Source organism: Pseudomonas sp. E315, assembly GCF_055406205.1.
On the sequence record NZ_JBUZPJ010000006.1, the window covers coordinates 33,713 to 47,812 of the forward strand.

The 14,100-nt window shown below is 54.9% G+C and carries 10 protein-coding genes; 4 read left to right on the plus strand and 6 right to left on the minus strand.

Annotated features, from left to right (window positions below):
• Positions 1-13: 13 nt before the first annotated feature.
• The 4 genes from ACZRJQ_RS10700 to orn all read right to left on the minus strand — a co-directional run bounded on the left by ACZRJQ_RS10700 (position 14) and on the right by orn (position 7,568).
• Positions 14-4,669 carry an RHS repeat-associated core domain-containing protein gene (locus tag ACZRJQ_RS10700; protein WP_463978325.1) on the minus strand — a complete coding sequence of 1,552 codons (4,656 nt, stop codon included), beginning with the start codon at positions 4,667-4,669 and terminating at the stop codon, positions 14-16.
• 46 nt (positions 4,670-4,715) lie between these two features.
• Entirely contained in the window at positions 4,716-5,804 is a 1,089-nt protein-coding gene (locus ACZRJQ_RS10705; RefSeq protein ID WP_463978326.1) for a hypothetical protein, read from the minus strand.
• Positions 5,805-6,258: 454 nt separating this feature from the next.
• On the minus strand, positions 6,259-6,870 hold the full coding sequence (locus ACZRJQ_RS10710; RefSeq protein ID WP_463978327.1) for a trimeric intracellular cation channel family protein: 612 nt from the start codon (positions 6,868-6,870) through the stop codon (positions 6,259-6,261).
• A 155-nt stretch (positions 6,871-7,025) separates the two neighbouring features.
• Positions 7,026-7,568: an oligoribonuclease gene (gene orn, locus ACZRJQ_RS10715; protein ID WP_463978328.1), complete on the minus strand. Its 543-nt coding sequence runs from the start codon at positions 7,566-7,568 to the stop codon at positions 7,026-7,028.
• A 106-nt stretch (positions 7,569-7,674) separates the two neighbouring features.
• Here orn and rsgA point away from each other — a divergent pair, with 106 nt between their 5' ends.
• Positions 7,675-8,706, plus strand: coding sequence for a small ribosomal subunit biogenesis GTPase RsgA (gene rsgA, locus ACZRJQ_RS10720; RefSeq protein ID WP_463978329.1), 1,032 nt, complete (start codon positions 7,675-7,677; stop codon positions 8,704-8,706).
• A 44-nt stretch (positions 8,707-8,750) separates the two neighbouring features.
• Here the strand turns inward: rsgA and motB are convergent, their stop codons facing one another.
• Both motB and motA read right to left on the minus strand, forming a co-directional pair.
• Positions 8,751-9,743: a flagellar motor protein MotB gene (gene motB, locus ACZRJQ_RS10725; RefSeq protein WP_463978330.1), complete on the minus strand. Its 993-nt coding sequence runs from the start codon at positions 9,741-9,743 to the stop codon at positions 8,751-8,753.
• A gap of 3 nt (positions 9,744-9,746) precedes the next feature.
• The gene (gene motA / locus ACZRJQ_RS10730) at positions 9,747-10,598 is read right to left on the minus strand and encodes a flagellar motor stator protein MotA (RefSeq protein ID WP_463978331.1); all 852 of its coding nucleotides are present in this window, start codon (positions 10,596-10,598) and stop codon (positions 9,747-9,749) included.
• Between the two features lie 168 nt (positions 10,599-10,766).
• Between motA and ACZRJQ_RS10735 the strand changes: the two genes are divergently transcribed.
• The 3 genes from ACZRJQ_RS10735 to asd are packed head-to-tail and all read left to right on the plus strand — an operon-like array spanning position 10,767 to position 14,053.
• Complete coding sequence (locus ACZRJQ_RS10735; RefSeq protein ID WP_463978332.1) at positions 10,767-12,305, plus strand: HDOD domain-containing protein; 1,539 nt, start codon at positions 10,767-10,769, stop codon at positions 12,303-12,305.
• Positions 12,306-12,349: 44 nt separating this feature from the next.
• Complete coding sequence (locus ACZRJQ_RS10740) at positions 12,350-13,177, plus strand: rhodanese-like domain-containing protein (RefSeq protein ID WP_463978333.1); 828 nt, start codon at positions 12,350-12,352, stop codon at positions 13,175-13,177.
• Positions 13,178-13,186: 9 nt separating this feature from the next.
• Entirely contained in the window at positions 13,187-14,053 is an 867-nt protein-coding gene (asd, locus tag ACZRJQ_RS10745) for an archaetidylserine decarboxylase (protein ID WP_463978334.1), read from the plus strand.
• Positions 14,054-14,100: the final 47 nt, after the last annotated feature.

The following is a 14,100-nucleotide window of genomic DNA, read 5'->3' on the forward strand; positions in this document are numbered from 1 at the left end:
GAAGAGCCCGGGCTCAGATATGGCCACCCACCTGCATGATTGTCATCGTGCTGCCCTCCAAACTAAAAAGCACACGATCCTTTCCACCAATACGGATTTCGTATATGCCTAGGCTTTTCTTTAGACCTTTAACCGGGCTGTATTTGGAGTCACCAATTAACTTTGCTGCCAATTTAGGGTGGAGATTTTCGTTATTGACTGCATCGACAAACGCTTCGTAGTCGCGCAAAGCGACATCACCCAAGTCACTCACGATGTCTTTTGGCTTAGGCCGAACGGCCTTCCACTTAATCGCCTCTTTTTCAAGCGATGTGGTGTTCTTTGCTAACGCCGCCCCTGCCTTAATAGCGCCCTTTCCTGCAAGCCCCGGTTTAAAGGCATCATTTAGCCGGTTACCAAATTTATTGAATGCTTTGCCCAGCGCCACCAGCCCTGTCGCTGCAGACGCCAGCCCCAATCCCATACCAACCCATCCTAAAATGGCCCCCGCCTCAGACCGGGGCTCAAGCTCATCCAAGATAGCGCCCGTAATGGTAGCGACCGCCGAAGCTGCGCCTAACGCAAGCCCCGCGATGGCGAGCGGCGTTGCAGCACCTAACGTCAAAAGGCTAGCAGCTACTCCGACAACAGCCATTGCAATCCCGAGTGTGGACTCCCAAGACCAATGCCCTGTCGGGTCAACTCGATTGATAGGGTCTCCCAGGCAATAGGCATAGGGGTTTAACCCGCCCGCACCGAACGGGCTCCAACTGTCCGGCGATTGAAAGCGCATAAGCGCAGGGCTGTAAGCGCGGTAACCATTGCCCAGCAAATAAAGCCCAGTCAGCGGGTCGAGCTGCTCACCATTAAAGCCCTGCAAACTGAACAATCCGCCCTGTGCCGCACAATGCCCATACGTGTCATAAGCCCTGTATTGATACTCACCGCTGACAACCGCGCTCAACACGCTGTGCTGCTGATCGGTGCAAAACAACGTCGTTTTTGCCTCTGGCCCTTGTTGATGACAACCCAGTGCGATGCCTGCAACCTGCAAGGAGCTCGAACGTTGATCACCATTGATCTCAGTGGCACTCCTGTCGTTGCAGTAATAACGCTGGGTGGGTGCGACTGAGGGCTGAGATAACTCAACCAACTGATCTCGGGCGTCATAGTGATACCCACGCACCACGCCGGTCTCTGCACTGGTTACCTGCGTCAAACGCCCTAGAGCGTCGTACTGCAAGTCGCGATTTTGCTCATCAACAATCAAGCGGCCATTAAGGTCGTACTTCAAGACGACAGCAGCCGGGTAATCAGGGTGGCTGTGTTCAATGCCCACCAACTGAGTCGGGTCGTGCTCGCTGTAACTGAACAAGCTTATGTTTTTGCCCTCTGGAAACTCAGTCTCCAGCGTCACAATGTTGTCCAGCGCATCAAATACGTAGATCTGTTTGAGGATTTGTTTGCCATGAGCATCAACCGGCAACTGAGTACCACTGCAGTAGTACTCACTTAAGCGCCCTCGTGCGTCATAACTGAAGCGCTCATCTCGAACACTGCGCTCCCCTCGGGTCAGTGTTCGTTGCGCCAGCTTGCTGGCTGGCGTGTATCGAGACCTCAAAGTGCTGGCCTCTGAGCCCGCGCTTTCAAAACGTCGCGAAACCTCGCGCCCAAGGTCGTCATACATCAGCAGCGTTATGACTTGACGCCCACTGGCCACTTCAAACGCAGTTACGGTCTCGATCTGGCCCAGGCCGTTGTACTTCAACTCGGCCTTGATACCGTTATGCTCAAACGAGACCGGCAATCCTGCCGCCCCATAGGTCGTATGGTGAACCGCACCAAGTACATCGGTGTACGTCAAAGGCCGACCGGCCAGTGAATACGTGTGGCTTGCCTGCTTCTCAACGTCAGGGGTTAGCGTCATTTCACGCTTGAGACGCCCGCTTGGGTAGTACTCAAAACGCGACTCATGCGATTGTTCCTTGCAACTCAACAGCATGCCCAACTTGGTGTCGTAGGTGTAACTGGCCGATAAGTCAGCAGCCTCACGCAACGTGATTTTCTCATTCACATTACGCTCGTAGGTGTAAGCAATGCTCTCGCCGCTTGGGGTATGCACGTGAGAGGGCTGCAGGCTTTCGGCGTTATAGGCCAAGCGAGTCACTCGCCCACCGATTGCGCTTTGCGATAAGCGCCCCAAACCATCGAATACTTGCTGGCCCAAACTAAGCCCGGCGACTGTCACCTCGGTCGGCAACTCGCTTGCCGTGTGCTCTGCATACCGGGTTTCAACTGCGTGGCCATCTGGCAGTACGCTGCGGCACAAGCGATTGAACACATCGAATTGGTACGTTGTGCAGTTACCCACTGGATCCGTCTGACTGATGCAACGCCCCAGCCCGTCATAGACATTCACTGTTTCGCTCAAACGTGTACCGTCACTGCCAAACACTTCAATACGTTCGGGCTTGTTGAACAGGTTCAAGTGAGTAATGCTCTTGCCTGCACCCTCAGTCCATTGAGCCTCAAGCATCAAGACATAATCTGTCTCGCTATAGGTTGTTCGCCCATCAGGATGGGACGTCATTAAGCGCTGTTGATTCGCGCTTAAATCAAAGGTGCTGGTGAGTGCCAGTGGCACACCTTGCAGCCAGTCGGTGCGTACTTCCCGAAGGCAATGCCCCAACTGGTCATAGTGTGTTGAGTAGACTTCACGCAATGGCCCATTTTGCGTGCCATCCGAGTCCTGCTCCTCAACACGTGACGTACGACCCAAACCGTCGTACGTGACTTTATTGCGCACGCCATTGACATCAATCCTCTCTAGCGTTGCGGGTGTACCTGCACCGCTGGCAGCCTGATAAACCGAAGAGCGGGTAGCCTCAAAGTCAGTGCCCGGAGCAACCGTTTCACTCAACACACGCCCCAAGGCATCGTAAGTAAACACCTCCAGCGGCTGACCTTCGTTTTGCTCTGACAATAGCAGCCCGTTAACACTCGACAGCGTTTGCACCTGCTGAGTGCGCGTATCGTCAAAGCCAATCAGAGTCCGCACCAGTGTGAGCGTGGTGTCATTCAATGAGTAGCTGCAGAGAGTCTGAGTACGCTGACCGTTTTGAAGCTCGCTTTGTGTGCTCACAACCCCATGACGCAGGAAGTCTTGAGGGTCGTTGATATAGGTGAAGTCGGTTTGCACGCACAAAACTTGTTCAGCTTCGGCCTGCTCATAGAGTGACTCACGCGTGCAAACCACATGTTCTTGGTCTGCCCCTTCCATGCCTGGCATCGACTCATAGTCAAAGCGGGTGATGGTGGTCGGGGCTGCGGCAAACCCGGGAGCAGGTATAACCGTACGCTCGCGCTCAAACCGCACAAAACCCATCGGATCAGCCGGGCACCCTTGCGCGCCTTCTGCCGGGTAAAAGGTGGACAACACGGTAATACCGCTGGGCTCAACCTTGCGTAGCAGATTACCGGCCACGTCATAGTCTGTGTAGGTCACCTCCTTGCGACTCTGCCCTGTGCTCAGGTTTTGATACGTCAGGGTTTGAATTTTTGGCAGCCGTAACTGAGCAGGTTGCTCGCTAAAAGACTTGCTCGGCAGCTCGTGATACTCAATCTCGCTCAAGAGGCGAAAATCGCCCGACGTGCTGACCTCAGAAACCAACAGGTGAAATTTGTTGTAGGTGCGCACCGTTGAGCTGTGGACTTTGCCACCCGCCATCAACCGCTCAGTTGAGGTGTATTGATAGCGCCCAGCAATGCGGTACAACGCATCACCCCGCTCACTCCCATCGATGCCCGCACCAAAACCTAAAAAGTTCGTATCCGAAAACTTATAGGTCTTGGTAAGAGGTTGCTGACCTTGGCCGGGATGAATCGTGTGCGTGCTCACACTGCGGATAGAGTCAAACGATCCATTAGGCATCTGTTGGCCGATCGCTTTATATCCAATGACCTCACGGGCGCCTAAGGGCGAATCGACCACGACCACATAAGGCGCGCCGTCAAAAACCTCGTATTTCAGGGCCCACTTTTCCCCAGTGGGCAACGTAATGCCCGTCAACAGGCCTTCACTCAGGCTCAACGTATACACCGCTTCGTGAGCTGACCCTGGGTATTGGGTCAGCGTCACCTGGTGTACTTGACGGCGGATGCTCAACAGCACACGCCGGGCATCGCTTACCTGGCACAACACAGGCTGGTCATTACTTAGTTCGTACTCAAACGAAAAGCTAGCACCGTTGGCTGCAAAGAGCTGACGCGAAACGGCGATGCTGCTCGTGCCGTATAAGGCCAACTCTTCACGCTGCCCATTTTTATAGGTCAGACGGTAACGGCCAAGCGCCAGCACCTGCGCCTTGAGATGCTCTAGCTTCATATCCTCGAACACCAACACAGTCGGCGTTTCGATAGCGTTAAACACTTCGCCATTAGCCAGTGACAGCGTTTTACTCAATACATCGTAACGGCTCAGTGCTAACGACCAGCCTTTACCCAGGCCTGTGTCACCACCCAACGGGTTAAAACTCAGATTAATCGGTAACTCTGGTCCATTGAGCCCCGACGACACAAGTGCTCCTAAAGACAAAGAACACGTATACAACCCTGTACGCGCGTCCACTCCACCTGCCATAAAATCATTAAAATTAAAGGCATTGGAGTAGACATTTTTGGACTGACTCATCCTGAGTCTCCTTTTTGACTAACACATTATCTTCAGCCACCCCATATCAAATACGGTCAATGTCAAATACCACTGAATAATCATTTAAATGATGATCACCCAACTCCTCATTAGACGCATTAATATCTACACGCTCACCATTTTTATGATTTATCGAAACCCGAACAACAAACCAATGCTCCGTGCCATAGACATCCATCAGCGAAAAGATAATACCCCCCCTACTTTTATTAACATCACTCAACTTATAGATAGCACTGAGCACGGCAGTCTGCCCACTCTGTGGCTGTGTGTTATCCACCAACGCATCAAAATAACCTGCCAACTGAGAACCCAAAACGCCCATGTATTTTTCATCGTCTTCAAGGTGATATCGCAAAGGATTTCTTGTGTTCACACCTGCTGAATGACTGAATGCCATCCCTGTTAACATACCCGTCAGCAATTCGCCCCCTACCAAAGGGATTTGCTTTCGGCCTTCGGCAGCAGGAAAAAGCTCTACGGTGTGCACGTCAAAGGTATTCAGAAGACCTTTATGCCTCTTCACAAGGAAATCGCTCATTGGGTAAGTAACTGGCAACTTCCCAATTAACGTCACGCTGCTGTCTCTGTCGCCAAAGTTGCCCGTCCTGTTGGACCTGATAACTTCACCATCCATGGTCACTTCAGCGGCTATTTGGGTGCTGTCGGCGCGGGTGGTTGAGACCCAGAACGTCAGCACATGCGGCGGCGACACCTCAGTGTCTGTAGGCTCTACAGTCATGCGTGCAAACGCACCTGGGATTTCATGCACAAAGTTGTTTTCTTGCTTGCTGCTTGCCCAACTGCGGGACAATATCTGACCCACATGGACCAATGGCCGCTCATCATTGGCCAGTGGCTGGCTACCGTTGTAATGGATCAGTTTTACCGTGTTCAAAATCTCATCAGGCAACGCCACTTCATTCGCTTGCTCATCCAAGCCCGAAATAATAACAAGCACCTTAACTTGCATACGCCCGTTTGCGTATAAAGACCGACTGCGGGTCGAGGCTGCTGCATCAAACTTAACCTCGAGCCTTCCTATTTTCAATTTAGTGTCCGCGGGTGCAGACGGAGCGTTATAAGCAGGGTTGATAGCTTCTCTTACGTTCATTATTCAATGTCCTATATAAATACATCAGCGCATCCATTGCACTGACTTGCGCCCTCAGTGTAACCAAAAAAAACCAATGAACCAGACCGCCCAAAGATACATTATTAAAAATCTAGCAAGCACCTGTAAGCAGATATATCAAAGTAAAAGACAATATCTAACGCGCTCACTCCCACCCTCTTTCCCAGAAACACCATCTTATCCGCGACAATTAAATTTTCCCTTCTTTTTGAGAGACATTACCCACATCAAAGGGCACCATTACAACACAACACCCAGCCATAGTGCTCAAACCTAATCTTTATATAGATGACACCGACAAACGAATCCTTCCCACTTACAAACTAGAAAGGGCATGCAATGTGCAATATATGGATAATATTCAAAAAAACACGAGCCACTGACTTCAGCGACTCGCTTTACAACTCCACACGCCCGTCGACAACCAACAATTTTAATGTTCGTCGTTATAAACGAACTTGGGCATTTCCCAGTTAAAGCGAATGGCTAGCAGACGCAATAATAAACCGCCGAACAGCGTGACGAAAATCGCCTGTTCGTTGGGCATTTCCCAGTAAGTGCACAGCAAGAAACACCAAGCAGCTGCAAAGGACACGCTGGCATACAGCTCGCGACGGAAGATCAACGGAATGTCGTTGCAGAAGATATCGCGCAGGATGCCGCCAAACACACCGGTTATCACTCCGCTCACCGAGGCCACCAACATGCCTTGGCCCATTTCAAGTGCAGTCATGCAGCCGATCAGGGTAAAGGCCACAAGCCCAAGGGCATCAAGCACCAAAAACAGCGAGCGTAAATGGCGCATCAGCGGTGCGATAAAAATCGTAACCAGTGCGGCAAACGTGGTGAGTACCAAGTATTCCGGGTGCTTGACCCACGTCAGTGGGTAATGGCCCAACAGCATGTCTCGTACCGAACCACCGCCCAGCGCAGTGACGCACGCAATCAGCACCACACCAAACCAGTCCATGCCCCGACGCCCGGCAGACAACGCCCCGGTCATGGCTTCTGCGGTAATGGCAACTAGATAGAGCATCAGCAACATGGCGGCAATCCTTGCAAGAAGGCGCGCAGTCTACTCATTCGGCGCGAGCACCAAAAGGGGGCAGTACAAGCCGCTTTCTTGTGGCAGCCCCCGCTGGCCGCAATCTTATAAAAAATCACAAGATCGCAGCCTGCAGCAGCGCCTACAAAATCGGCTTAGAACTTGATGAAGTGTTTGCGGTAGTGCTGCAACTCGGCAATCGACTCGCGAATGTCATCCAGCGCCAAATGCGTGCCTTTTTTCACCAGGCTGTCGCGCACCTCGGGCGCCCAGCGGGCAACCAGTTCTTTGAGCGTGGAGACATCAAGGTTGCGGTAGTGGAAGTAGCTCTCGAGGGTTTTCATGTGGGTGTACAGGAAGCGGCGATCCTGACAGATGCTGTTACCGCAGATCGGCGACTTGCCTTTTGGCACCCATTGCTCAAGAAACGCAATGGTCTGCGCCTCTGCTTCGGCCATGCTGGTGGTGCTGTCTTTGACGCGCTGGGTCAGGCCGCTGCCGCCGTGGGTGCGAGTGTTCCATTCATCCATACGGGCCAGCACTTCGTCGCTGTGGTGAATGGCGATTACGGGGCCTTCAGCCAAAATATTGAGGTTGCTGTCGGTGACGATGGTGGCCATTTCAATAATGACGTCGTTGTCAGGGTCCAGACCAGTCATTTCCAGGTCGATCCAAATCAGGTTCTGCGGGTTGTTCATAAAGGCCTCCATAGCTTAGTTGTGCAGTTTAGCTTAGGCGTGCAGCCCTCGTGCTAAACTCGCCAGCGTTTTACCCTCCTTATCGTTTTATCAACACGGAACACCCATGGCCAAACGCCAGCTCAATCGCCGCCAAAACTGGCGCATCGAAAAGATCCAAGGTGAGCGCGCTGCCCGCGCCGCCAAACGCGAATCCAGTGCCGTCGAAGCGCTTGAAGGCGGTGACTTAGGTCCCGAGCAGCTCGGTCTGGTGATCGCGCACTTCGGTGTGCAGGTCGAAGTTGAAGCCCAGGAAGGCGAGCTGAAAGGCCAGATGTTCCGTTGCCACTTGCGCGCTAACCTGCCCGCATTGGTCACTGGTGACACAGTCGTCTGGCGCGCAGGCAATCAAGGGATTGGCGTTATCGTCGCCCAATTGCCGCGCAAAACTGAGCTGTGCCGTCCTGACAGCCGTGGCCAGCTCAAGCCTGTGGCAGCTAACGTTGACATGATCGTGATTGTGTTCGCGCCAATGCCCGAACCTCACGCCAACTTGATCGACCGTTATTTGGTGGCCGCTGAGCACGCCGGGATTCGTCCGCTGCTGCTGCTCAACAAGGCTGACTTGATCGACGATCAAAACTCGCCAGCGCTCAATGCTCTGCTAGGTGTTTATCGCCAGTTGGGCTATCCGGTGCTGGAAGTGTCGGCCCATCACGGTGATGGCATGCAGCAGTTGCAAGCGCAACTGGACGGCCATATCAGCGTGTTTGTGGGTCAATCGGGCGTGGGTAAATCGTCTCTGGTCAACAGCCTGCTGCCCGAGGTCAATCTGCGCGTTGGGCCGCTGTCGGAAATCTCGGGGCAAGGGACGCACACCACCACCACTGCGCGGTTGTTCCACTTCCCGGGCGGCGGCGAACTGATCGACTCCCCGGGGATTCGCGAGTTTGGTTTGGGCCACGTGAGCCGGGCCGATGTTGAGGCCGGTTTTATCGAGTTCAACGACTTGATCGGCCGCTGCCGTTTCCGTGACTGCAAGCACGACCGCGAGCCGGGCTGTGCGTTACTGATGGCTTTGGAAGATGGCCGCGTGCAGCAACAACGCATGAACAGCTATCGTTCGATCATCGCCAGCTTGCCTGAGTCCAGCTACTAAACAGGCAGCCCCTGCTGGAGCGAGCACGCTCGCTCCAGCGTTGATCACGGCTTGATCGGTGCTGGCGCCTTGTCGTCAAACAGGTTCAGCTTTTCCCGCTCTTCGTGCATGGCAGGCGGTTGTTGATCGGCTGGCAACGTGATCGGGTCAATCGGCGTGGTCGGCGTTTCAGCTTTCGCCGCATCAGCACCTTGCTCACCTTCAATCGCACGCTGCGCCTTTTTGGTCAGCACCACGATGTCGATTCGACGATTGACCGGGTTCAACGGGTCAACCTTGTCAAACAACACAGATGAGGCATACCCCACAATTCGCGCGACCTGATCTTGCGGGTAGCTGCCAGCCACCAAAGCACGGCGGGCGGCATTGGCACGGTTGGCCGACAACTCCCAGTTACCGAATTCCGTATCGCTGGCATAAGGCGTGGCATCGGTATGACCACTGATGCTGACCTTGTTAGGCACGGCTTTGATGGTGTCTGCCATTGCCAGCAAGATGTCTTCAAAGTAGGGCTTGAGCCGCGCGCTGCCCACATCAAACATTGGGCGATTTTCGGCGTCCATGATCTGAATCCGCAGGCCGTCCGGGGTGATCTCAAACAACAACTGGTCTTTGAACTTGCGCAGTTGCGGGTTTTCTTCAACCTTGTTCTGTAACTCTTGCAACAGCAATTCGAGACGCTCTTTCTCGACCTGCTCCGCCATGCCTTCGACCTGATCAGTGTCGACCGTGATCTTGTCCGGCTGCGGCTGCATTTTTTGCTCGGGGTTCAGGGTGTTATCCGGCGCCATCGTTGGCGTGCCGCCCAAGTCGATGATGTAAGGCGTACCACTTTCTGAAAACCCGATCGGGTCTTTGAAGTAACCGGCAATCGCGATTTTTTGTTCTGGCGTGGCCGTGGACAACAGCCATAGCACCAGAAAGAACGCCATCATCGCCGTAGCAAAGTCAGCGAAAGCGATTTTCCAGGCGCCACCGTGGTGGCCCGCTGCAAAGCGCTTGACGCGCTTAATAATGATTGGCTGGTTGTTTTCCATGACTTAGCGACCGCGAACCACTTGTTCCAGCTCCATAAAGCTTGGACGGTGCTTGGGATACAGCACTTTGCGTCCAAACTCGACCGCCAGCGATGGCGGCATGCCCGAGGCCGAGGCCACCAGCGATGCTTTGATTGACTCGTAGACGTTCAGTTCTTCTTTGGCATCGTGCGCCAGTGACGTCGCCAACGGGCCGAAGAAGCCATAGGCCGCCAAAATACCAAAGAACGTACCGACCAACGCGGCGCCAACGTGCATACCAATCGCAGCTTGGTCGCCCTCACCCAACGAAGCCATCGTCACAACGATACCCAGCACCGCCGCCACAATACCGAAGCCCGGCATGCCATCGGCAATCCCGGTGACAGCGTGGGACGGGTGCTCCAGCTCTTCTTTCATGCTGAACAGCTCCATGTCGAACAAGCCTTCCAGCTCGTGCGGGGCCATGTTGCCCGACGACATGATGCGCAGGTAATCGCAGACAAACGCAGTCATGCGCTCGTCTTTAAGCACTGCGGGGTATTTGGCGAAGATTGGGCTAGCGGCCGCGTCTTCAATATCGCCCTCGATGGCCATCATGCCTTCGCGGCGACTTTTGTTGAGAATCTCGTAAACTAGACCCAGCACTTCAAGATAAAAGGTGTGGGTAAACCGCGAGCCGAACATGCCAAGTGATTTTTTGATCACGTGCATGGTCATATAACCGGGGTTAGCCTGCAGGAAGGCACCGAAGGCCGCCCCGCCAATAATCAAGACCTCAAACGGTTGGATCAATGCACCGATCTTGCCGTGGGAAAGTACGTATCCGCCAAGAACACTCGCGAACACGACAATGATGCCGATAATTTTAGCCATAGGAATAAAGGTACTTACTGAGTCGGGTTCAAGGTCATATTCGCAGGAGAGTAAAAACTCTTCTTCTCCTTATCGGCGAAACTGCGCCAGACTATAGGCCGTAAAGGCGAAAAGCCAGTTGGGCCCATTCCGGGCGTGTAAACAACGGATTAAAAGCGCGCTCCCATCATGGCAAATGAAACCACCACAGCGACCAACATTCCTTCTACCCTCGAAGCCTGGGTCAAACAGCTCGACGCTGTTCGCCTGCCCATTGCGCAGGACAGTCACGATCAGGTTTGCAAGGCGATCAACGACAATCGCCGCTCATTGCGCGAAATTGCCGAGCTTATGCAAGACAGCCCCGCGCTGGCGCTGAGCCTGATCCGCGAGGCTAATCACCACACGCATGGCAGCCTGAGCGAACCCGCCGAGAGCCTTGAAGTGGCGATCAACCGACTAGGTCTGACCCGTACGCAAGAACTGATGGAGCGTCTTCCCGCGCTACCTACGGAAGAAATCCCACAGGCATTTCGACAAATTCAACTGATTAGCCAGCATGCTGCGCAACAAGCCAGCGGGTTATTCGCCAATCGTTTAGCGCGTCTGTGGCAAGAAATTTATTGGGGCAGCTTGCTGTTTCTGTCGCCATTGTGGGCGATGGCTCTGACTCATCCCGAACAGCTCGAAGAATGGGAGCTGCGGGTGATTCACAAGGGCGAATGCGCGAGCAAGGTTGAGCAAAAACTGTTCGGTGTGCGCTTGTTTGAGATCTGCCGTTCACTGGCTGAGTTGTGGCGCCTGCCTGCGTGGGTGCTGCAAGGTTACGCAGTCATCACCGATGAGCAGCGCACGCTGGTCAAAGTGCTGCACATCGCCCGCGACAATCATCATCGCCTGCGCCAGCAACAACGTCTGGACGCTGATCCGTCGCTGCGGCGCTGGCTCAACCAGCCAGCCAATACAGTGTTGTTGGCAAACGGCCTGGCGTTATCGGCGCAGCAAGCGTGGGATACGCCGCACAACCTGCGCTGGCAATACCTGACCAGCCTGTACCTGCAAATACCGCTGGATGACTTACAGCAACAGGTTCACCAAAACGCCGCCAGCAGCGGGCGTTATCACGCAATGCCCGATTTGTGGCACCCGGCCGAGGCACTTGTCTGGCCTTGGGACATGCGCCGCGTGCATCGCGGCCTGCTGCCAGCCCCACCGCCCTCCGCAGAAGCGCTGGTGGTATGGCGCAAACACTGCGGGGAGTTACTCGCCGAGCCGAGTGCATTTACCAACTCGATGCACCTGACCACCTGCGCCCGTGACGCACTGGTGGCGTGTGGCATGCGCCGGGTCATTTTGTTGATGGCCGATAAAACGTCCACCACCCTACGCGCCCACCAAGTGGCCGGCTTGCCCAAAGCGGCTTTCGACCTCAACCTGGACGTCACCCAAAGCCCCGGCCTGCGGCGCTTACTGACGCAGCCCGCGCAAATTCGCCTCACCCCCGAAAACAACGCACAGATTTCTGCAGCCTTGCCCAACAACCTGCGCAACCTGTTCCCCGGCGAGCATTTGCTGCTACGGTCACTGAGCAATAACGGCCGCGTTGTGATGCTGGTGCTGGCAGACCAAGGTGGCGGCCCGCTTTCAGAGATCACCGTGCAGGCGTTTGGTAAAACAGCGCAATGCATTGAAAAAGCTCTGAACAGCTTTACTACGCGCGGGCGCTAGCGGTTACGTTACAATTTGCCCCTTTTTCGCTCTGGAGACCTCACATGCCTGACTTCTCTGGCTTGCCGTTAGTCATTGAGCCTCGCGACCTGCTCGCTCGGCTTGATGCTCCACACTTGATTTTGGTCGACCTGAGCAGTGCCGCTCGCTATGAGGCGGGGCATATAGCAGGGGCTCGTTTCATCGACCCCAAGCGCACGCAACTGGGCCAGCCTCCAGCGCCCGGCCTGTTGCCGACTCAAGCGTCGCTTCAAACGCTGTTTGGCGAATTGGGGCACAACCCCAATGCAATCTACGTGGTGTATGACGATGAAGGCGGCGGCTGGGCCGGGCGCTTTATCTGGCTGCTGGATGTGATCGGGCACAAAAACTATCACTATCTGGACGGCGGCATTCACGCGTGGATCGCCGAAGGTTATGAGCTGACTCAAGACGTGCCACCGGCTGTTGCCAAGCACGTTGCCCTGACCTTGCATGACGAGCCCACCGCAACCCGTGAATACCTGCAAAGTCGTTTGGGTGCCGCCGATCTCGCGATTTGGGACGCACGCAGCGCAGCTGAATACACCGGCGAAAAAGTGCTGGCAGCCAAGGGTGGACACATCCCCGGCGCCAAACATTTCGAATGGACCTCAGGCATGGACAAAGCCCGCAGCCTGCGTATTCGCACCGACATGGCCCAGATCCTCAACGATCTGGGCATCAGCAAAGACAAAGAAGTCATTACCCACTGCCAGACTCACCACCGCTCTGGCTTTACGTATCTGGTCGCCAAATCGCTCGGTTATCCTCGCGTTAAAGGCTATGCCGGTTCTTGGGGCGAATGGGGCAACCACCCCGATACGCCTGTAGAACTGCCTGTAAAAAATTAAGGACTTGTAATGAAAAAGCGTTTGTTCCTCCTGAGTCAGTACCTGTTACCGCATCACCTGTTGTCCCGTCTGGCCGGCTGCGTAGCCGAATGCCGCGTGCGCTGGTTCAAAAATGCGTTCACCACCTGGTTCGCCAAGCGTTATCAAGTGGACATGTCTCAGGCCCTGATTGAAGACGTCACCGCGTACGAGCACTTCAACGCCTTCTTCACCCGCGCCTTGAAAGACGGCGCACGCCCGCTGGACCAAACCCCCGGCGCAGTATTGAGCCCGGCCGATGGCGCCGTCAGCCAACTTGGCCCCATTGAGCATGGCCGCGTGTTTCAGGCCAAAGGCCATAGCTACAGCGTGCTGGAGCTGGTGGGCGGCGATCCGGCCGTGGCAGCACCGTTTATGGGCGGCGACTTTGCCACCATTTACCTGTCGCCCAAGGACTACCACCGCGTTCACATGCCATTGGCGGGCACCCTGCGCGAAATGATTTACGTGCCGGGCCGACTCTTCTCGGTCAACCAAACCACAGCCGAAAACGTGCCCGAGCTGTTTGCTCGCAACGAACGTGCGGTGTGCATTTTTGATACCGAGCGTGGCCCAATGGCTGTCGTGCTGGTTGGGGCGATGATCGTCGCGTCGATTGAAACCGTGTTTGCAGGTTTGGTGACGCCGCCTAAGCGCGAGCTGAAAACCTTCCGTTACGACGAAGCCGCCCGTGCGCCCATCCACTTGGAAAAAGGGGCCGAACTGGGTCGCTTCAAGTTGGGTTCTACTGCGATCGTGCTGTTTGGCCCTGAGCAGGTGAAATGGGCCGAGAACATGACGGCGGGAACGCCGGTCATGATGGGACAAAGCATGGGTGCCCCGGTTAACGCGGCGTAACACCCGCCGCCCCGTAGGCGTTGGCGAAGGCTTCGATCATCCAACAG